Origin of the sequence: Streptomyces sp. NA02950, from assembly GCF_013364155.1 — a bacterium.
GTDB lineage: Bacteria > Actinomycetota > Actinomycetes > Streptomycetales > Streptomycetaceae > Streptomyces.
In genome coordinates this window covers 6038473-6058706 of record NZ_CP054916.1, presented here as the reverse complement: position 1 = coordinate 6058706, position 20234 = coordinate 6038473, and the positions used below count along the sequence as shown (strand labels likewise).

General features: G+C 73.2%; 13 protein-coding genes and 1 pseudogene. 9 read left to right on the top strand and 5 right to left on the bottom strand.

Annotated features, from left to right (window positions below; all coding sequences use genetic code 11):
- Nucleotides 1–274 precede the first annotated feature (274 nt).
- The 3 genes from HUT19_RS26535 to HUT19_RS43250 all read left to right on the top strand — a co-directional run bounded on the left by HUT19_RS26535 (nucleotide 275) and on the right by HUT19_RS43250 (nucleotide 3610).
- Complete coding sequence (locus HUT19_RS26535; protein ID WP_176182864.1) at nucleotides 275–1327, top strand: LacI family DNA-binding transcriptional regulator; 1053 nt, start codon at nucleotides 275–277, stop codon at nucleotides 1325–1327.
- A gap of 157 nt (nucleotides 1328–1484) precedes the next feature.
- Nucleotides 1485–2627 carry a class I SAM-dependent methyltransferase gene (locus HUT19_RS26530; protein WP_217712378.1) on the top strand — a complete coding sequence of 381 codons (1143 nt, stop codon included), beginning with the start codon at nucleotides 1485–1487 and terminating at the stop codon, nucleotides 2625–2627.
- A gap of 185 nt (nucleotides 2628–2812) precedes the next feature.
- Nucleotides 2813–3610: a sugar phosphate isomerase/epimerase gene (locus HUT19_RS43250; protein ID WP_254885801.1), complete on the top strand. Its 798-nt coding sequence runs from the start codon at nucleotides 2813–2815 to the stop codon at nucleotides 3608–3610.
- Nucleotides 3611–3635: 25 nt separating this feature from the next.
- Here the strand turns inward: HUT19_RS43250 and HUT19_RS26525 are convergent.
- A pseudogene (locus HUT19_RS26525) lies at nucleotides 3636–4477 on the bottom strand (EamA family transporter); the annotation flags it as partial.
- A gap of 94 nt (nucleotides 4478–4571) precedes the next feature.
- Between HUT19_RS26525 and HUT19_RS26520 the strand changes: the two are divergent.
- From HUT19_RS26520 to HUT19_RS26510, 3 genes are all read left to right on the top strand, one after another.
- Entirely contained in the window at nucleotides 4572–5486 is a 915-nt protein-coding gene (locus HUT19_RS26520; protein WP_176182863.1) for a LysR family transcriptional regulator, read from the top strand.
- 145 nt (nucleotides 5487–5631) lie between these two features.
- Nucleotides 5632–6153, top strand: a complete 522-nt coding sequence (locus HUT19_RS26515) for a hypothetical protein (RefSeq protein WP_176182862.1) — start codon at nucleotides 5632–5634, stop codon at nucleotides 6151–6153.
- 108 nt (nucleotides 6154–6261) lie between these two features.
- Complete coding sequence (locus HUT19_RS26510; protein WP_176182861.1) at nucleotides 6262–8211, top strand: glycoside hydrolase family 3 protein; 1950 nt, start codon at nucleotides 6262–6264, stop codon at nucleotides 8209–8211.
- 104 nt (nucleotides 8212–8315) lie between these two features.
- Here the strand turns inward: HUT19_RS26510 and HUT19_RS26505 are convergent, their stop codons facing one another.
- Nucleotides 8316–9719: a S28 family serine protease gene (locus HUT19_RS26505; RefSeq protein ID WP_176182860.1), complete on the bottom strand. Its 1404-nt coding sequence runs from the start codon at nucleotides 9717–9719 to the stop codon at nucleotides 8316–8318.
- Between the two features lie 175 nt (nucleotides 9720–9894).
- Between HUT19_RS26505 and HUT19_RS26500 the strand changes: the two genes are divergently transcribed.
- Complete coding sequence (locus HUT19_RS26500) at nucleotides 9895–10338, top strand: hypothetical protein (protein WP_176182859.1); 444 nt, start codon at nucleotides 9895–9897, stop codon at nucleotides 10336–10338.
- Between the two features lie 100 nt (nucleotides 10339–10438).
- Here HUT19_RS26500 and HUT19_RS26495 read toward each other — a convergent pair whose 3' ends face one another.
- Together HUT19_RS26495 and HUT19_RS26490 are read right to left on the bottom strand one after the other, a co-directional pair.
- Nucleotides 10439–14560 (bottom strand): ABC transporter transmembrane domain-containing protein, encoded by a 4122-nt coding sequence (locus HUT19_RS26495; RefSeq protein ID WP_254885800.1) that lies wholly within the window; start codon nucleotides 14558–14560, stop codon nucleotides 10439–10441.
- A 113-nt stretch (nucleotides 14561–14673) separates the two neighbouring features.
- Nucleotides 14674–14961, bottom strand: coding sequence for a helix-turn-helix domain-containing protein (locus tag HUT19_RS26490; protein ID WP_176182858.1), 288 nt, complete (start codon nucleotides 14959–14961; stop codon nucleotides 14674–14676).
- A gap of 75 nt (nucleotides 14962–15036) precedes the next feature.
- Here HUT19_RS26490 and map point away from each other — a divergent pair, with 75 nt between their 5' ends.
- Nucleotides 15037–15804 (top strand): type I methionyl aminopeptidase, encoded by a 768-nt coding sequence (gene map / locus HUT19_RS26485; RefSeq protein WP_176182857.1) that lies wholly within the window; start codon nucleotides 15037–15039, stop codon nucleotides 15802–15804.
- 435 nt (nucleotides 15805–16239) lie between these two features.
- Nucleotides 16240–17253, top strand: a complete 1014-nt coding sequence (locus HUT19_RS26480; protein WP_254885799.1) for a helix-turn-helix domain-containing protein — start codon at nucleotides 16240–16242, stop codon at nucleotides 17251–17253.
- 96 nt (nucleotides 17254–17349) lie between these two features.
- Here HUT19_RS26480 and HUT19_RS26475 read toward each other — a convergent pair whose 3' ends face one another.
- On the bottom strand, nucleotides 17350–20112 hold the full coding sequence (locus HUT19_RS26475; RefSeq protein WP_176182855.1) for a glycosyl hydrolase family 65 protein: 2763 nt from the start codon (nucleotides 20110–20112) through the stop codon (nucleotides 17350–17352).
- Nucleotides 20113–20234: the final 122 nt, after the last annotated feature.

The window sequence follows — 20234 nt, the reverse complement described above, 5'->3', positions numbered from 1 at the left end:
GGACGGCACGGTAAGCGCTTTCTGGATCTTTCACGCTAGCCGCCCCGTACCACCCTGTACAGATGGGACACCCCGGCCGTCATGGGACAGTTCGCGCCATGCGGCGACGGCCGGTGGCGCGTGGCGTGCGGCGGGCACGGGGGCCGCACCGGACCGCAACGGACGGGCCAACGCCCCGAATCCCCGACCACGGTGACGGTGGGCAGTGAGACCATGGACGCCGCCTCGACCGGCGCGCGCGGCGTACCCCAGGTGACCAACCGACGGAGGAAACATGGCAGTGACCCTGGCCGATGTGGCGGCACGGGCTCGGGTCTCGGCGGCCACCGTGTCGCGTGTCCTGAGCGGCAACTACCCGGTCGCCCAATCGACCAGGGCGCGGGTGCTGCGCGCCGTCGACGAACTGGAGTACGTGGTCAACGGCCCGGCAAGCGCTCTCGCCGCCGCCACATCCGATCTGGTCGGGGTCCTGGTCAACGACATCGCCGACCCTTTCTTCGGCATCATCGCGGGCGCGGTGCAGTCCGAGATGGGCGCTCCCGTCGGCGCGCCGGGACGCGGGGGCGAGAAGCTGGCCGTCATCTGCAGTACGGGCGGTTCGCCCGAGCGCGAGCTGATGTACCTCACCCTCCTCCAGCGGCAGCGCGCGGCGGCGGTGGTGCTGACCGGCGGCGCGGCCGAACAGCCCGACCACGCCGCGGCGGTGGCCACCAAGGTCTCCCGGCTCGCCGCATCCGGCACCCGGGTGGTGCTGTGCGGCCGTCCGCCGCTGGAGGACTCGGTGACCCTCGCGTTCGACAACCGCGGCGGGGCGCGCCGGCTGACCGAGCATCTGGTGACCCTCGGCCACCGCCGGATCGGCTATGTGGCGGGCCCCTCCGAGCGCACCACCACCCGCCACCGGCTGGAGGGCCACCGCGCCGCGCTGGCCGCGGCCGGGCTGGAGGAGGACGCCGAGCGGCTGACCGTGCACGGCCTGTACGACCGCCCCTCCGGCTACGACGCCACCCTCGAGCTGCTGCGCCGCGACGGCGGCCTGACCGCGATCGTCGCGGCCAACGACACCATCGCGCTGGGCGTCTGCGCGGCGCTGCGCGACCGGGGGCTGCGGATACCCGAGGACGTGTCGGTCGCGGGCTTCGACGATCTGCCGTTCAGCGCGGACGCGGTGCCCTCGCTCACCACGGTCCGGCTGCCGCTGCACGAGGCGGGGATACGGGCGGGGCGGCTGGCGCTGGGCCGTGAGCCGCAGCCGCCGGGCGGGGTGGCGATGGTGCGGGGCGAGCTGATGGCGCGGTCGTCGACGGCACCGCCGCCGCGGGGCTGACACCACGCCTCTCCGAGGGGACGTCACCCACGCGTGTGACACGGCTCGTTGACGAGGCCCACCCGTCCGGAAATCCGCTCGCGCGACCGCGCCGGGGCGGCGAGGATCGGGCCACACGAACGGCGCACGAGCAGGCGCATGAGCAAAGGGTGTCCCCCTGACTACGCAGCACGTCATCCACTGGACCGAGGACGGCCGGTCCCACTCCGCCCACTGGCGCTCCGAGAGCGGCGCCCCGCCGCCCGGGCGGGTCGAGATCGCGGACGACCGGACGGCGGCCGACACCGCCTACCGGCTGGTCTGCGAGGGCACCGCGCTGCTGTGGCGCGGCGACTACCAGGGCGCCCGTCAGCTGCTGACGGCGGTGTCCCGCCGGGTCGACCGGGGCCCGCGCCGGGCGCGCGGGCGGCGAGCGCCCGCCGACTCCCCCGCCGAGGCGTTCCACCGGCACCGCCAGGCGCAGTTTCGGCGGGCCCGGCTGCTGGGCATGCTGCTGGTGCCGCTGGACGCCGACTTCCGCGTCCCGCTGCGCCGCGCGCCGGACGTACGGGAGGCGTGCGCGGAGGCGTACGGCCCGGCCGACGCGCCCTCCGTCACCTCGCTGCGCGAGCTACTGGGCCTGATCGGCGCGCACGAGTGGCGCCGCAAGGGCGTGGAGGTACCGGCGCTGGGCGGCGACCGGGTCCATCCGCACTACGGGGTCTTCTCCCCGGTGCGCGGCGAATACGTCGACCTGGTGGCCGACGCGCCACTGCCGCCGGGCGGGACCGCGTTCGACATCGGCACCGGCACCGGTGTCCTCGCGGCCGTACTGGCACGGCGGGGGATCGCCCGGGTGGTGGCCACGGACCAGGACCCGCGGGCGCTGGTGTGCGCCCGGGAGAACGTCGCCCGGCTGGGTCTGTCCGAACGGGTGGACGTGGTCCGGGCCGACCTCTTCCCGCCGGGCCGCGCCCCGCTGATCGTCTGCAACCCGCCCTGGGTACCGGCGCGCCCCTCCTCCCCGGTGGAGTACGCGGTGTACGACCCCGGGAGCCGGATGCTGCGCGGCTTCCTCGACGGCCTCGCCGCCCACCTCACGCCGGGCGGCGAGGGCTGGCTGATCCTCTCCGACCTGGCCGAACACCTCGGACTGCGGTCGCGCGCCGAGCTGTTGGCCGCGATCGGCTCGGCGGGCCTGACGGTGGTGTCCCGCCTGGACACCCGCCCCACCCACCCCCGCGCGACCGCGCCGGACGACCCCCTCCACCCGGCCCGCACCGCGGAAGTGACGTCCCTGTGGCGCCTGACCACGGCCTGACGGCCTGATGGCCGCAGCGGCGGCCGGATGCCCGGGCCACCCCCGCCCCCGTCAAGCTCCGCCGCCCCCGGCGGGCGCGACCGGTCGTCCGACCGGTTCGGGCCTGACCGGCACGGCGGGATTGACCACGCCCGTGCCCCTGCTTAGCGTCCCGTTGAAGATCCCCGACGAGCAACGGAGCCCCCATGAAGCTCGCCTTCTCCACCCTCGGCGTCCCCGGTATGCCCCTGCGCGACGTGGTCCGGCTCGCCGCCGACAGCGGGTATCACGGGGTTGAGCTGCGCGCCCACCCCGAGGAGCCGGTGCATCCCGGGATCGGGGCCCAGGAGCGTGCCCAGGTGGTGGGGGAGTTCGCGGGGGGCGGGATCGAGATCCTGACCGTCGCGGGGTACGCCCGGGCCGCCGCGGCCGGGCCGGACGAGCCGGTGCTGGCCGAGCTGGGCGAGCTGGTGCGGCTCGCGCACGATCTGGGCGCGCCGAACGTCCGGGTCTTCCCCGGGGGCGGTGACCAGAGCACGGCCGAGGCCGACGCGACGGCCGCCCGGCGGCTCGCCGCCGTCGCGCCCCAGGCGGCCGAGCGGGGCGTGCGGCTGCTGCTGGAGACCCATGACTCGCATCCGGCCGGGGCCGACGCGGCGCGGGTCCTCGGGCCGGTCGGCCACGGCAGCGTCGGGGCGCTGTGGGATGTGATGCACACCTGGCTGGCCGGGGAGGATCCGGCGACCAGCTATGCGGCGCTCGCCCCGCAGTTGGGCTATGTGCAGGTCAAGGACATCGCCTCGGCCGACGACACCACCCCGCTGCCGCTGGGCGCCGGAGTGCTGCCGCTGACCGAGTGCGTGGAACTGCTCAGCCGTGAAGGCTGGGACGGCTGGCTGTGCTGGGAGTACGAGAAGCGCTGGTACCCGCAGGCGCCGGAGCTGCCGGGGCTGCTCGCTCCGGCCCGGGAGCATCTGCTGCGGCTGCTCGCCGACGCGGCCTGAGCAGACCGCGCAGCCGGGCGGCCGGGAGCGAGGTCAGCGCCACCCCGCCCACCAGCAGCGCGGCCGCCAGCCGGCGCAGCGGGCTGATCTCCTCCCCCAGCACCAGCGCCGCCGAGGACATTCCGAACACCGGCACCAGCAGCGAGAAGGGGGCGACCGCCGAGGCGTCGTAGGTGCGCAGCAGGAAGCCCCACACCCCGAAGCCGAACACGGTGGTGATCCAGGCGACGTAGCCGACGGTGCCCGCCCCGGCCCAGTCGACCCCGGCCAGCGCCCGGAGGTCGGGCTCGGCGCCCTCGAACATCAGCGAGAGCCCGAGCAGCGGCAGCACCGGCACCAGGCTCACCCACACCATGAAGCTAAGCCGTCGGGCGGTGCGGCCTTGCGCATGAGGACGTTGGAGACGCCCCAGAACGCCGCCGCCGCGATCACCAGCACAAAGCCGAGGAGCGGACCGGAGGTGCCCTCGTCGACGGCGGCCACCGCGATTCCGGTGAGGGCGACACCCATGCCCAGCAGCCGGACCCGGGTGGGGCGTTCGGCCAGCACCACGGAGGCGAACAGCGCGGTGAAGACCGCCTGGATCTGGAGTACCAGCGAGGAGAGACCGGCGGGCATCCCCTCGTGCATCCCGATGAACAGCAGCCCGAACTTGGCCACCCCCAGCGCGAACCCGACCCCCAGGACCCAGCGCCAGGCGACCCGTGGCGGCCCGACCAGGAACACCGCGGGCAGCGCGGCCGCCAGGAACCGCAGGGCGCAGAAGAGCAGCGGCGGGAAGTGGTCGAGCCCCACCTCGATGACCGTGAAGTTGACGCCCCAGGCGGCGGCGACGAGGACCGCGAGGGCGATGTGTGCAGGTCGCATGGGTCGAGGATCATGTCCGGCGACCTTGTAGCACCAGCGCGGATTTCTGCATGGTTGGATGCAGCGAACATAAAAGGTGAGAGGGAGGCGCCCCATGCTGGATCTGGCCCGGCTGCGGGCTCTGCACGCGGTCGCCGTGCACGGGTCGGTGAGTGCCGCGGCGACGGCGCTCGGCTACACCCCGTCCGCGATCTCGCAGCAGATCGCCAAGTTGGAGCGGGAGACCCGCACCACCCTCCTGGAGCGCCAGGGCCGGGGCATCGCGCTGACCGACGCGGCCCAGCACCTGGCCGCCACCGCGCAGCAGCTGCTGGCCATCGTCGAACAGGCGGAGACCTCGCTGGAGGAGCGGCGCGGCCGTCCCACCGGGCGGCTGGTGATCGGCGCGTTCGCCACGGCGGCGCGCGGGCTGATGCCCCCGGTGCTGGCGCGGGTGCGCGAGGAACACCCCTCGCTGGACGCCCGGCTGCTGGAGGTGGATCCGCATCTGTCGCTGGACCTGGTGGCGCAGGGCGTGATCGACATGGCGGTCGCCCACGACTGGGACATCGCGCCGCTGCCCGCCCCGGAGGGTCTGGAGCGGGCCGTCATCGGGGACGACTCGTGCGACATCCTGATCCCGGCCGGACATCCGCTGGCCGAACGCGGCAGGGAACGGGCGCTGAGCCGCGACGACCTCCCGGGCCAGCGCTGGATCTGCCAGCCGCCGGGGTCGGTGTGCCACGACTGGCTGGTCCGTACGCTGCGGGCGTCGGGCCATGAACCGGACCTCGCCTACCAGGCCGCGGAGAACCACACCCAGATCGCGCTGGTCGCGGCCGGGCTCGGGATCGCCCTGATGCCCCGCCTCGGGCGCGGCCCGCTGCCGGAGGGGGTGCGGGCGGTCCCCCTCGAACCGGTCCCGGTACGACGGCTGTACGCCCTGTGGCGCACCGGCGCCTCGCGTCGCCCGGCCATCACCGAGACCGTCCGCCTGCTGCGCGACCTCTGGCCCCACCGCACCACCTGACCCGACGCGTCGGGAGGCCGGGTACCGGCGCCGGGCCACGGGCCGCTGTCACTATGGGCGGATGTGCCCCGTTCCTCATCACCTCAGGAAACCCGCGCCGCCCCGGGAACCGGCCCGGCCCGCCGGGCGTCCAAGCGGTGTGCTGATGGGGAGTCTCCGCAGAGCGGTATCGGCCTCGCTGCTGGCCGCGTCGCTGATCACGCTCTCCGCCGCCTGCGGCCGGGAGCATCCCGCCGCCGGTGCGCACCCCTCCCGGAGCACCGGCGGCACCTCCCCGTCCCGGCCCGGCGGGCGGATCGACAGCGGGCGGATCGACACCGGGCTCGCCTACTTCGCCAGCACCTCCGGCGGCGCACCCGAGATCCACACCGTGCTGCGCGACGGGGCCGGACTCGACGCCTTCGCCGGCCACTTCGGCCGGCGGGCCGACGCCATCACCGCCAAAGCCCGGAACACCGACTTCTCGCGGACCGCGCTGGTCGGCTGGTCCATGACCACGGGGTGCGCGCGATGGCCGTCGGCGACGCTGCGGCGGTCCGGGGACCGGCTGGTGCTCGTCGCGGGGCGGCATCCCTCACCACCGCCGGAATGCTTCGCGCCGTTCCATCTGATCGCCGTCTTCGTGGTGCCTAAGGAACGTCTGCCCTCACAACCGGTCTTCTCCTGACCGAAGTTGAACCGAAAAAGCGATTCCCATTGACCCGGATCTGCTTTCCACTTAAGCGTGTCATAGCAACCGCCAGCCACCCCCTCCACCTCGACGGAAGGAGTGCGGGTGCCCGAGCCCCCGTCACGCCGCGCCCTGCTCGCCGCCACCGCCGCCTCCGTGGCCGCCGCCGCGACCGCCTGCGCCCCAGGGGCGCTCGGCGGTGCCCCGGCGCGCCGCCCGTCCCCCTCCGCCACCACCTCCTCGGCCCGCCCCGGCACCGGGCCCGGTGCGGCCGGGGACCGGGCCGCGACACGCGACGGGGACACCGCCCGGAACCACCACCGCGACCGCGTCGATGCGCTCATCGGGCGGATGACGCTGGACCAGAAGATCGGCCAGCTCTTCGTGATGCGGGTGTACGGGCATTCGGCCACCGCGCCCGACCCCGCCGACGTCGCGTCGAACCAGAAGGAACTGGGTGTCGCCAACGCCGCCGAACTGATCGCGAAGTACCACGTCGGCGGGATCATCTACTTCGGCTGGACGCACAACATCCGCGACCCCCACCAGGTCGCCGCGCTCTCCAACGGCATCCAGAAGGCGGCGCTGGGGGACCGCCGGGCCCCCGTGCCACTGCTGCTCTCCACGGACCAGGAGCACGGCATCGTGGCCCGGATCGGCGCCCCCGCCACCCTTTTGCCCGGTGCGATGGCGCTCGGCGCGGGCGGCAGCGCGAAGGACGCGCGCACCGCGGGCCGGATCGCCGGAGCCGAACTGGCCGCGCTCGGCATCCGCCAGGACTACGCCCCGGTCGCCGACGTCAACGTCAATCCGGCCAACCCGGTGATCGGCGTACGGTCCTTCGGCGCCGACCCCCGGGCCGTCGCCCGGCTGGTCGCCGCCCAGGTGCGGGGGTACCGGAGCGCGGGGGTGGCGGCCACCGCCAAGCACTTCCCCGGGCACGGCGACACCACCGTGGACAGCCATGTGGGCCTGCCGGTGATCACCCACTCCCGCAAGGAGTGGGAGCGGCTGGACGCACCGCCGTTCCGGGCCGCCATCGCGGCGGGCATCGACTCGATCATGACCGCGCATCTGCTGTTCCCGGCCCTGGACCCGGCCGACGACCCCGCGACCCTCTCCCGGCCCATCCTCACCGGTGTGCTGCGCGAGGAGCTCGGCTACGACGGTGTGGTGGTCACCGACTCGCTCGGCATGGAGGGCGTGCGCAAGAAGTACGGCGACGACCGGGTGCCGGTGCTCGCGCTGAAGGCGGGTGCGGACCAGCTGCTCAACCCGCCGGACCTGTCCGCCGCCTGGCGCGGTGTCCACAAGGCCGTACGGGACGGCGAGCTCACCGAGGCGCGCCTCGACGAGTCCCTGCGGCGCGTCCTGGAACTCAAGGCGCGCCGCGGCCTGTTCGACGATCCGTACACCAGCGCCCGGGAGGTGGACCGCACGGTGGGCACCGCCAAGCACCGCGCCACCGCCGACCGGATCGCCGACCGCACCACCACCCTGCTGACCAACCGGGAGCGGCTGCTGCCGCTGTCCCGCAGGCGCCATCACCGGCTGCTGGTGGTGGGGGTGGACCCGGCCGCGCCGTCCGGGACCGGCGGGCCGCCCACGGCCGTGCTCGCCCGTGCGCTGAACGGTCTCGGGTTCTCGGCGGAGGCCCTGTCCACGGGCACGGGCACCGCGCCCGATCCGTCGCCGGGGCGGATCGACGAGGCGGTGGCGGCGGCGCGGGGCCGGGACGCGGTGGTGGTGGCGACGTACAACGTGGGCGCCGGATCCGCGCAGCGGGCCCTGGTCTCGGCGCTGGTGGCCACCGGGAGGCCGGTGGTGCACCTGGCCATCCGCAATCCCTACGACATCGCGCGGCTGCGGGGTGCGGACGCCGAGCCCGGGGCGTCGCTGGCCGCCTACTCATGGACGGATGTGGAACTGCGGGCGGCCGCCCGGGTGATCGCGGGGAAGGCGGATCCGCGCGGCCGGCTGCCGGTCGCGGTGCGGGACGCGGACGAGCCGTCCCGGGTGCTGTACCCGATCGGGCACGGCCTCTCCTACGACTGAGCCGGCCGCGGAAGCGGCACCACAACGGAAGGGGCCGGGGGCCGCAGCCCCCGGCCCCGTACCCCTCCGTCCCGCCGGAACGGGGACGAGGTCTCCGGCCCCGCTTACGGCCTCAGGACCGGCAGGCGCTCGAGGTCGCGCTTGTCCAGCCGCTTGTCCAAGGGCGCCAGCGGCTTGCCGGCCGGGGAGACCCCCGCCCACCGCTGGACCGCCTCGGTGGCCTTGGCCTTCTCACCGGCCGTGAGACCGGCGATGTTGGAGCCGTGGTTGCCGCCCGCGACGGTGTAGACGTAACTGTCCTCGGCGCCCTTGCCGAGCCGGAACCGCTCCCCGCCCCACGGGTCGTTCTGCCCGTACACGAACAGCATCCGCTGGGAGTCATGGCGCACCCAGCTGTCCACGTCGCGCATCGCCTTGGGCTTGAAGCGCATCGGGATGTCCCGCGGGACGTAGTTGCGCGGGGCGTAGATGCCCGGGTAGCGCAGCAGCCCGTCCAGGTGCGGGGTGCGGAACGAGGGCGAACCCAGCTCGGTGCCCGCCTGGTAGTAGTACGGCGTGTAGGTCTCCAGGCCCTGGTCGGTGTAGGCGGAGAAGCCGGAGATCTCGTCGATGAAACGGTAGAGCTCATCGGTCGAGGCGGTGGCCGCGGGGACGTCCGCGCAGTCCTTCAGCAGGTGGTACTGCCAGAAGGCCCACACCAGGTCCAGGACCACGTTCTCGTACGCCTTGTCGGCGCTGCCGACGACGGTGAAGGTCTGTTTCTCGTCGTCGGCCCACTTCTGGTAGCGCGCCACGATCTCGTCACGGCGCACCAGCGCCTCGCGCTGCACCGCGTTGAGCTTGGTGCGGCACTCGGCCGTGCCGACGGTGCGGAAGAAGCGGTCGTAGGCCGAGTCCTCCTTGTTCACCACGTCGTTGGGGGCGACGTAGGCGATCGTTCCGGCCATGTCCCGCGGGTAGAAGCGGCGGTAGTAGGTCGCCGTCATTCCGCCCTTGCTGCCGCCGGTGGCCAGCCACTTCCTGCCGTAGACGGGCTTCAGCGCCTGGTAGAGGCGGTGCTGGTCACTGGCGGCCTGCCAGATGTCCAGCTTCGACCAGTCGGCGGGCTGTGGCCGGGAGGGAGTGAAGAATCGATACTCCATCGACACCTGGTTGCCGTCGACGAGCTGCGTGGGCTCACTGCGGCGCGGAGTGGTGGTGACGTTGTAGCCCGAGGTGTAGAAGACCGTCGGGCGGTCCGTGGCCTTGTGCAGCAGGGTGAACCGCTGCTGGAAGGTCCCCTTCGACGGATGGCGGTGGTCCACCGGCTGGGTGTAGCTGAAGACGAGGAAGCGGTATCCCACGTAGGGCTTCTCCTCGACGAAACTCATCCCCGGAATGTCGAGGACACGTTCCTTGATGTCCGGCTCCTGGGGGGCGGCCGGCCGCGCGGATGCGTTCCCCGCACCCCATCCGGCCGCCCCCACGAGTATCACCAGCGACAACAGCCATCTGAGCGCCTTGCCCATGCGGCCTCCTCTTCTTCCCCTGGTTTCACACGAATTCGCACAGGTCGCCGAGAACCTACTCGGGGCACAGCCGCAGTCGCTAGGGGTCTCTTTCCGGCCCAACCGACGGCCGAATACGGAGAGTTGTTACCCCCGCCCCCTTTCGTAGCGGGCTGTGATGGCCCATGCTGCGTACATGGACCGAGACGAACGGCACGACCGGAGTGAACGGGCCGAGCGGCTGACGCGATATCTGACGGAGTTGCAGGAACGGATCGATCCGCGCTCGCTCGAGCTGCTGATGCGGCTGCTGCGCGAGCTGAGCACCTCACCGGCCGTCCGCGGGGGAACCTATGAACTCGGTATGGGTCCGGAGGAGAAGGAGCTGTTCACCCCCGCCTTGCAGGCCGAGCTGCTGGTGCTGTTCGGTCTGCTCACCTCCCAGGACGAGCGGGTGGTGGTCGACCTCGGCGACAGTCCGCACGCCAAGGGGATGAAAGTGCTGGTCCCGCAGGAACGGGCGGGGGACCCCGATTTCCTCCACCGGCACAAGCAGCGGGTGGCCGCCGAGGCGGAGCAGCGGGAGCGGGACCGGCTCGAGGTGGAGGGCATCGCGCGGGCCAGCGGGATGGAACCCTGATCTCACCCTGTGTCACCCCGGACGAACGCCGAGAGTGACGGACGGCGGGGGCGATCGGCCCGCCCGAGCGGGCCGCGACCCCCCGCGCCGCGCCCCCCGGCTACGCGCCGACCGGGGTCGCCTCGCCGGTGAAGGTGCGCCACAGCGTGGCGTAGCGGCCGTCCCGCGCCACCAGCTCCTCATGGGTGCCGTCCTCGACGACCCGGCCGTGGTCCAGGACCACCACCCGGTCCGCACGGGCCGCGGTGGTCAGCCGGTGGGCGACCACCAGGGTGGTGCGGCGCCCCGCCAGCCGGTCGGTGGCCTGGTTGACCAGCGCCTCGGTGGCCAGGTCCAGCGCCGCGGTCGCCTCGTCCAGCAGCAGGACGTCCGGGTCCACCAGCTCCGCCCGCGCCAGCGCGATCAACTGCCGCTGTCCGGCGGAGAGATTGCGTCCGCGCTCGGAGACCGGATGCAGATAGCCCCCGTCCAGCGAGGCCACCATGGCGTGGGCGCCGACCGCCCGCGCGGCCGCCTCCACCTCGGCGTCGCTCGCGTCGGGCCGTCCGTAGGCGATGGCGTCCCGCACCGTCCCGGGGAAGAGGTACGGCTCCTGCGGAACCACGCCCAGGCGGTTGCGGTACGCGGTGAGGTCGAGCTCGCGCAGATCCGTGCCGTCGACACGCACGGCGCCCCCGGTCGGGTCGTAGAACCGGGCCACCAGCTTGACCAGCGTGGACTTGCCCGCGCCGGTCTCCCCGACGAATGCCACGGTCTGGCCCGCTGGGATGGTCAGCGAGATGCCCGACAGCGCCTCCTCGCCCTCGCCGTTGTAGCGGAAGCGCACGTCCTCGAAGGTGACATCGCCGCGGACGGCGGACACCGCGCGCGGCGCCGCGGCCAGGGGTGTGGTGGTCGGCTCGCGCAGCAGCTCCTGGATCCGGCCGAGCGAGACGCTGGCCTGCTGATAGCCGTCGAAGACCTGGGAAAGCTGCTGCACGGGGGCGAAGAACAGATCGATGTAGAGGAGGTAGGCGACCAGCGCGCCCGCGGTCAGCGTGCCGTCCCCGACCCGTCCGGCACCCACGATCAGCACCAGCGCGGCGGCGGTGGACGACAGCAGCTGGACGAAGGGGAAGTACACCGAGATCAGCCACTGGCCGCGCACCCGCGCCCGGCGGTAGTCGTCGCTGCGCCCGGCGAACCGCTCCCGGCCGGAGCCCTCACGGCGGAACGCCTGCACGATCCGCAGCCCCGCCACGCTCTCCTGGAGATCGGCGTTGACCACGCTGACCCGCTCGCGCGCCAGCTCGTACGCCTTGACGCTCCGCCGCCGGAAGAAGACCGTGCCGATGATCAGCGGCGGCAGGGTCGCGAAGACCACCAGCGCCAGCTGGACGTCGATGACCAGCAGCGCGACCAGGATGCCGAAGAAGGTGAGCAGGCTGACCACGGCGGTGACCAGACCTGTCTGGAGGAACGTCGACAGCGCGTCCACATCCGTGGTCATCCGCGTCATGATCTTGCCGGTCAACTCGCGCTCGTAGTAGTCGAGTCCGAGCCGCTGCAACTGCGCGAAGATCTTGACGCGGAGGGCGTACAGCACCCGCTCACCGGTGCGTCCGGTCATCCGGGTCTCGCCGATCTGCGCGGCCCACTGGGCGAGCACGACGAGGAGCGCGAGCCCGGACGCGGCCCACACCGCCCCCAGCGCCAGCCGCTGGACACCCTCGTCGATGCCGTGCCGGATGAGGACCGGCAGCAGCAGCCCGGCGAGGGCGTCGACGGCGACCAGCAGCAGCGAGACCAGCAGCGGCGCGCCGAAACCGCGCAGCAACTGCCGCAGCCCGTACGCCTTCTCGGGGCGCACGGCGCGCTCCTCGTCGACGTCGGGGGTGTCGGTGGCGGGCGGCAGGGCCTCCACCTTGGCGAGCAGCTCGGGGGTGGCGGGCATCCCGGCGAGCGCCCCGGCGATCCCGGGGGCGGGGGCGGAGGCGGTGGTGCCGCCGTTCCCGACGGCGGGTCCGGAGTCCTCGCCCGCGCGCCGTACCCACAGTTCGGGGGTCACGGCGGGGGCGGCGGCCGGTTCGGCGCCGTCGGCCGCGGCGGCGTGCTCGGGGTCGTCGCCGCCGTGCGGCCGCCGCCGGGCCGCGGCGGTCAGCCCGGCGAGATCGGGGGTGTCCCCGGCCGCGCGGTCGCCGTCCGCCGACGGCGCGGCGCCGAGGGCGGGTCCGGCGGTACCGGTGGCGGCGGTCTCGTACCCGGACCGGTCCGGACGCCCGCCGGCGGCCACCGCACCGGCCGGCCGGTGGCCGTCGAGGTCCGGTTCGGCCAGCCCCGTGGCCGACGCCTCACCGCCGAAGGCCCCGGCCGTGGCGGACACCTCCCACGGCCGGTGGCCGGTCCGGTCCTCCGCCACCGGTGCGGTGCGGCCGGAGCCGTCACCGTCGCGGGCGGCGAGGCGCCCGGCCGGGTCGCGGGTGATGCCGCTGAGCTCGTCCGGGTCGGTGAGCAGCCGCCGGTACAGCGCACACCGCTTTCGCAGCTCCTCGTCGGTGCCGATGTCCACCAGGCGGCCACGGTCGAGGACCGCGACCCGGTCGGCGAGCGCCAGGGTGGACAGACGGTGGGCGATCAGCAGGGTGGTGCGTCCGGCCATCACCCCGCGCAGCGCCTCGTGGATCTCGTGCTCGACCCGGGCGTCGACCGCCGAGGTGGCGTCGTCGAGGACCAGCAGCCGGGGGTCGGTGAGGATCGCCCGGGCCAGGGCCAGGCGCTGGCGCTGACCGCCGGAGAGGGTGAGCCCCTGCTCGCCGACCTGGGTGTCGTAGCCGTCGGGGAGCGCGGAGACGAAGCCGTCGGCCTGGGCGGCGCGGGCGGCGGCGCGGATCCGCTCCTCGGTGGCGTCCGGCAGCCCGTAGGCGAGGTTGGCACGCACCGTGTCGGAGAAGAGGAAGCTGTCCTCAGGCACCAGTCCGATCGCCGCGCGCAGCGAGGCGTACGTCAGCTCGCGTACGTCGTGGCCGCCGACCCGGACCGCGCCGGAGGTCACGTCGTAGAAGCGCGGCAGCAGCATCGACAGGGTGGACTTGCCGCTTCCGGAGGCGCCGACGACGGCCAGGGTCTCTCCCGGCTCGATCCGCAGCGAGACCTCGGAGAGCACCGGGCGGGCGGGGTCGTAGCCGAAGGTGACCCGGTCGAACTCGACGGTGGCGGGCGCGTCCGCGGGCAGTTCCCGCGCGTCGGGGCGCTCCTCGATGGCGGGCTCGGTGTCGATGAGCTCGAAGACGCGCTCCACTCCGGCCCGTGCCTGCTGGCCGACGGTCAGCATCATGGTGAGCATCCGGACCGGTCCCACCAGCTGGGCGAGATAGGTGGAGAAGGCGACGAAGGTGCCGAGGGTGATCTGACCGCGGGTGGCCATCCAGCCGCCGAGCGCCAGCATGGCGACCTGGCCGAGCGCGGGCACGGCCTGGAGGGCGGGGGTGTAGCGGGAGTTCAGCTTGACGGTGCGCAGCCGGGCGGCGAACAGGCCGCGGCTGACCTCGCGCAGCTTGCCGGTCTCCTGGCCCTCCTGTCCGAAGCCCTTGACGACACGGACACCGGTGACGGCCCCGTCGACGACCCCGGCCACGGCGGCCGCCTGCCCCTGGGCGTGCCAGGTGGCAGGGAACAGCCGGACGCGGCTGCGCGAGGCGACGATCCACAGGGCGGGGGCGACGGCGAGCGCGACCACGGTGAGCATCGGTGAGAGCACCGCCATCACCACGAGGGAGACCAGGAAGAGCAGCACGTTGCCGATCATCATCGGCACCATGAACAGCAGGCCCTGGATCAGCTGGAGGTCGCTGGTCGCGCGGCCGACGATCTGGCCGGTGGACAGCTCGTCCTGGCGGCTGCCGTCGAGCCGGGAGATCGAGGCGTACATCTCGGTGCGCAGATCGTGCTGGACGTCGAGCGCGAGCCGTCCGCCGTAGTAGCGGCGGACGTAGGTGAAGGCGTAGACCGCGAGGGCGGCGACGACCAGCAGGGTGGCCCAGGGGGCCATCGACCGGTCATGGCCCACGATCACGTCGTCGATGATCAGCTTGGTGACGAGCGGGACGAGCGCCATGACGGCCATCCCGCCGAGCGAGGAGCCGAGGGCCAGCAGCACATTGCGCCGGTACCGCCAGCACCAGCGGGTCAGCCGCCGTACCCAGCCCTGTTGTGTCCCCGGCTCGTCCGCCACTACGTCCGTCACCCCGTGTCCTTCCGGTCTCCACGTCCTGCCGGAAGGCACCAACACACAGATGTGCGGATTTCATCCTGCCGCAACAAAAGCCGCCCTGGGACGGGCACCCGGAGCGGGCCGGGTCATGCCGCTGCGCTGTCGGCGCTGTCCTCCTCTGGTGGCTCGGAGACCGCGGCGCAGCGCGCGGCGATCTCGTCCAGGCCGAGGCCGAGGGTGGTGGCCAGGGCGGCGATGGTGAAGAACGCGGGGGTCGGGGCCCGGCCGGTCTCGATCTTGCGGAGGGTTTCGGCGGAGATCCCGGCCGCGGCGGCGATCTCGGCCATGCTGCGTTCGCCGCGGGCCTGCCGCAGCAGGACGCCGAGGAAGCGGCCGCGTTCACGTTCCAGCGGGGTCAGAGGGGTGCGCACCATGACCGTGATACTAATACCGGTATAAGAATTGGGACGCCGGAGGTGCGCCCCGACGGAGACGAAAGGCGGCGACCGATGGTGGAGATCAAGACCGACGCGTCCCTGGACGCGATGCGCGAGGCGGGCCGGGTCGTGGCCACCGCGCTCGCCGCGGTCCGGGAAACGGCCGCGGTGGGCGTCTCACTGCACCAACTGGACGAGACGGCACGGACCGTACTGCACGAGGCCGGGGCAAGCTCCCCGTTCCTCGGCTACCGGCCGCAGTTCGCGCCGACCCCCTTCCCCGCGGTCATCTGCGCCTCGGTCAACGACGCGATCGTCCACGGCATCCCGGACGGCTACCGGCTGCGCGACGGCGACCTGGTGAGCATCGACTGCGGTGCGACGGTCGACGGCTGGACCGGCGACGCCGCCGTCAGCTTCACCGTCGGCACCCCGCGCCCGGACGATCTGCGGCTGATCGAGGCCACCCGGCGGGCCCTGGCGGCGGGCATCGAGGCGGCCGTCGTCGGGGCGCGCCTCGGTGACATCTCGCACGCCGTCGGCTCGGTCGGCCGCGCCGCGGGCTACGGCATGCCCGCGGACTTCGGCGGCCACGGCATCGGCCGCCGGATGCACGAGGACCCACCGGTGCCCAACGAGGGCCGCCCCGGCCGGGGGCTGCCGCTGCGGCACGGGCTGGTGCTCGCCATCGAGCCGATGTTCCTGGCGGGCGGCCTGGACGCCTACACCACCGACCCCGACGGCTGGACCCTCCGCACCGCCGACCGCACCCGCGCCGCCCACAGCGAGCACACGGTGGCCGTCACCGAGGACGGCCCCCGCATCCTGACGGCGCCGTGAGGGCCTGTCGGCCTGACGATCGGGTGTGCCGGCCAGGGGCGCGGCGGACCCCGAGGGCGGGGAGAACGCGCTGGTGATCCAGGCGGGCGGCCGGCGGCCGGACCGCGTGACCGTGTGGCGCCAGGCGGTGGGGCCCCACGACGGGCCCGGACCATCTGCCACGCGTGGCGGGGCGCACCACCTCGGTCTTCCTCGGCGGTCCCGGAGTGGAGCCGGAGTGGGCCCAGGAGGAGGAGCCTCCGGGTGCGCGCTGGGAGTTGGCAGCGCGAGACGCATCGACCGCCCGTACCGGCAAGGGCGCACAGGGGATCGGACGGGTGCACGCGGAATCGGGCGGATGCGGACTGTTCACTACCGAACCGTTCATCAAACATTGATGGCCGCTGGGGATGATCGCACTGAGCGACGGCCTGATACGGGAGGGTGATGACGGGGATGGCGCTCCATTACGACAACATCCCGCCCACGGAGCGGTTCGCGGCGTGGCGTGCCCTGGCCGACGAGGTGTCGATCCCGGTGGAGCTGCGCTCCGACCACGAGCACGATTTCGACGCCACCATGAGAGGCGTCGGCCTGGGCGATGTCCAGCTCTCCTACACCTCCATGCCGTCCCTGCGGAACCACCGGTCGGCGGCGCACATCCGGCGCTCGGACCCGGGGCTGTACCACCTGCTGCTGGTGGTGCGCGGGGAGACGGATCTGTCGCACGCGGGGTGGAACACCACCCTGGGGGTACGGCAGTTCATGCTCACCTCCACCTCCCACCCGTACCACGGGGCCAGTGTGCGGGGCCGGGTGGAGGAGATGTCGGTGGCGATCCGGCCGTCGCTGCTGCCGTTCCCGGCGGCCGAGCTCGACCGGCTGCTCGGGCGCCGTCTGTCGGGGCGGGAGGGGATAGGGGCGATGCTCGCCGACTTCCTCACCCGGCTGGCGACCGAGGTTGACGGTCTGCGGCCGTCCGACGCCCCGCGGCTGGGCACCGTACTGCTCGATCTGCTCACCGCGCTGCTCGCCCATGAGCTGGACGCCGGGGACGGCGTGAACGCACCGGCCATCACCCCCGAGAGCCGCCGCCGCACCCTGTTCCTGCGGATCGAGGATTTTGTCCAGCGGAATCTGCACCGGCCCGAGCTGAGCCCCGCCTCGGTCGCCGCAGCCCATCACATCTCGCTGAGATACCTCTACCGCCTCTTCGAGCAGGAGGGGCACACCGTCTCCGCGTGGATCCGCGGCCAGCGGCTGGAGCGCTGCTGTCGTGACCTCGCCGACCCCGCGCAGAGCGACACCCCCATCCACGCCATCGCCGCCCGCTGGGGGTTCAGTCACGCGGCGGACTTCAGCCGTGCGTTCCGCGGCGCCTATGGCGTCGCGCCCCGGGACTTCCGCCAGGAGGCGCTGGTCACAGGCAGGCAGGGCTCCCCCCGTCAAAGCCCTGCCTACCTGACCTGATCAGCATGGCCCGACGGGGACGGGGATGTCGTTGGCATCCTCTGCACAGTTCTTGACTCCCTGTGCACGCCGCCGTACGACACCCCCGCCGACCGCTCAGTCGCCGCGCGTCACCCTCAACTCCTCGATGCCCGCGCGCTTCTTGTCGTCCGCCGACCGCACCGTGACCCGGACATAGCGGGCCGGGCCCGCCCCCGCCGCATCCCAGTGGCGGCCGTCGAGCGAGGTCCGCACCCGGTACGAGGCGGGCCGGACGGAGGTCCACGCCGGGGCGACCTCCGCGGCGCGCACCACCCGGCCGAGATCGGCGGTGAGCGTTCCCTCGGCCGCGTCGGGCACCCAGGCGGTGGCCGCGCTGCCGTCCAGGGCGGCACCCGCGTACATGCCCGGCTCCTCCGAACTCGCCGTCCCCTTCACACAGCGGGCCAGGTTGGCCGTCGGCTCCAGGTCGGGACGGCGGGTCTTGAGCACCGCGGGGGCGTCCCGGCTCACGATCTGCTTCCCGCCCCGCGGTGTCTCGATCGTGAACGGCGCACCGCCGGTCAGCCGCACCGTCGTCTCCCGCGGGCCGATCGCCACGTCGTAGCTACGCCCCTGCCAGCGCAAGCCCCGCAGAGTGACACCGTCGTGGAGCTGCGGCGGCAGCACGGGGTTCAGCCGCACCCGGTCCTCCTCCATCCGCAGCCCGGTCAGCCCGTGGGTGAAGACCTGGAGGAAACCGCCCTTCCCGGTGAGGAAGTCCTGCGCCGGGGAACCGGCCAACGGATCCTGCGCACCGGCCTTCTGCCCCCGCGCCTCGGAGAACTGGCGGAACGGGCCGCGGACGAACGGCTTGATGGAGCGCATGAGATAGGTGTACGAGGAACAGCCGGGCTCGCCGATCGCGGCGGCGTCGATGGCGTGCACCGAGTCCGTCATGGCCGGGCCGTCCGGATCGGTGCGCGCCGCGTAGTGGTCGAGCGTCCGGGCGGCCGTCTTGCCGGACATCGGCCACTGGAGCGGGTACATCAGCAGCACGGTGTCCGCCTGCTTGATCATCGAGCCCTTGTAGCCGCGGTACTGCTGGAAGACTCCCTTCTTCTTGTCGAAGGGGATCCGCAGCCGGTCGGCGACCCGGGTCCAGGAGGCGGGGGCGTCCTTCCCGAGCAGACGGGCGGCGCGGACCGCGTGGCGCAGCGCGGTGACGGCGCCCGCGTTGGTGAAGACCGCGTCGTCGACGCCGTTGCTGTACTCGTCCGGTCCGGCGACGTTCTTGACCGAGTAGCTGCCGTCGTCGTTGCGGGTGGCACGCCCGGCCCAGAACTCGGCGATCCCCTTGAGCACCGGCCAGCCGCGGTCGCGCAGCCAGTGGGTGTCCCCGGTCGCCTGGTAGTACTGCCAGGCGGCGAGGGCGATATCGCTCTGGAGGTGGTTCTGGGTACGGCAGTGCGGCGGGTCCCAGCTGTGGCACTCGGTCCACAGCCCGCCCTTGCTCGCACTGGTCCAGGGGTAGAACAGGCCCGGGTAGCCGAGCTTGCGCGCGTTGGCGCGGGCGCCCGCGCGGGTCTTGTAGCGGTATTCCACCACGGACTTGGCGAGCTCGGGGTGCGAGGCGAGCAGTCCCGGGTACATCCAGGTCTCGGCGTCCCAGAAGACCAGACCGCCGTAGTTGTCACTGGTCAGCCCGGTGGGCGCGATGCTGTTGCGGGATCCGGCGCGGGTGGCGGACAGCAGCCCGTACCGGGCCGAGCGCACCCAGGACTGCATGTCGGCCTGATCCCGCCCGGCCACCTCGACGTCCGAGCGCCACAGCTTCCGCCAGGCGGCCGAGTGCGACGCGAACAGCGTGTCCCAGCCGCGGCCCGCGGCGCGCCGGGAGGCGGTGAGGGCGTCGGCGCGCGGGGAGTGGGAGGTCAGGGCGGTGTCGACGCCGACGTACTTGGTGAATCCGTAGGAGCGGCCGCGCTGGACCGGGAAGCGCAGGGCCTGACGTGCGCTCAGCTCGCCGGTTGTGCCGGGGGTTCCCTGGGGCCGCGCCCGGACCCCGTGGCCGGGGCGCAGGGTGGAGGCCACGGCCCCGTCGGTGCGGGTGCCGTCGGCGCGGAAGGCGACGTCCACCGAACCGCCCCGGTGGGCACCGCCACCGGTCCGTGTCAGCCGCCGGGCGCCGCGTCCGTCCAGCCGGTCGGTGACGGTGGCGTTCCCGCTCCAGTGCGGGGTCATCCGCAGCCGTACGGCGCCGACATGCGCGTCGCGGCGGTCCGCGAGCACGTCGTAGGTGAGGTCGGTGGCGCGGCCGTCGGAGGCGGTCCAGGTGAGCGAGGTGCGCACCAGACCGCAGCGCATGAAGACGGTCTGCCGGTAGTGGGAGATCCGGCCGGCGGGCGTCCCCGAGCCGAAGGTCTCGCCCGCGGTGCCCCCGGTGGCCACCTCCAGGGTGGACCAGGTCGGGATGGCCGCGGCGACCTGCCGGTTGTCGGTGGTCTTCGGGTTGTGCGCGTAGAGCCCGGAGACGAAGGAGCCGTCGTAGCGCGGGGTGAACAGCGGCCAGCCGGTCTTGTCACCGCCTCCGGTGTAGCCGGTGCCCTGGGGCGGGACCCGCTGTCCGAGGTATCCGTTGCCGACGTAGGCGTGGTAGCTGTCCTTCGGATCGCTCCGGGTGGACGACAGCGACCAGCCGTCGGACGCCCGGCCGCCGGAGTGGCTGGGGCCGCTGGGGCCGCGCAGACAGGACCCCGCGCCCTCACCCCCCTTGGCCGCCGGGGACGGTTCGGGCAGGGGTCCGGCCGAGGCCGTGGGCACCGCGGCGATCAGCCCGCAGACGACAAGCGGTGCGATCAGCCGGGCGGCGCGGGGCAGCCGGGGCGTGGAGTACGTCATTGTTCTCCGTCGTGGTTCGCCGATGACGGTCGCAGTGACCATAAAGAGGTGAACGCAACGGGTCAATGGATGAGCGAATGCCTTCAATATATGAACACAAGTTCACAACTGGATATCGCCTA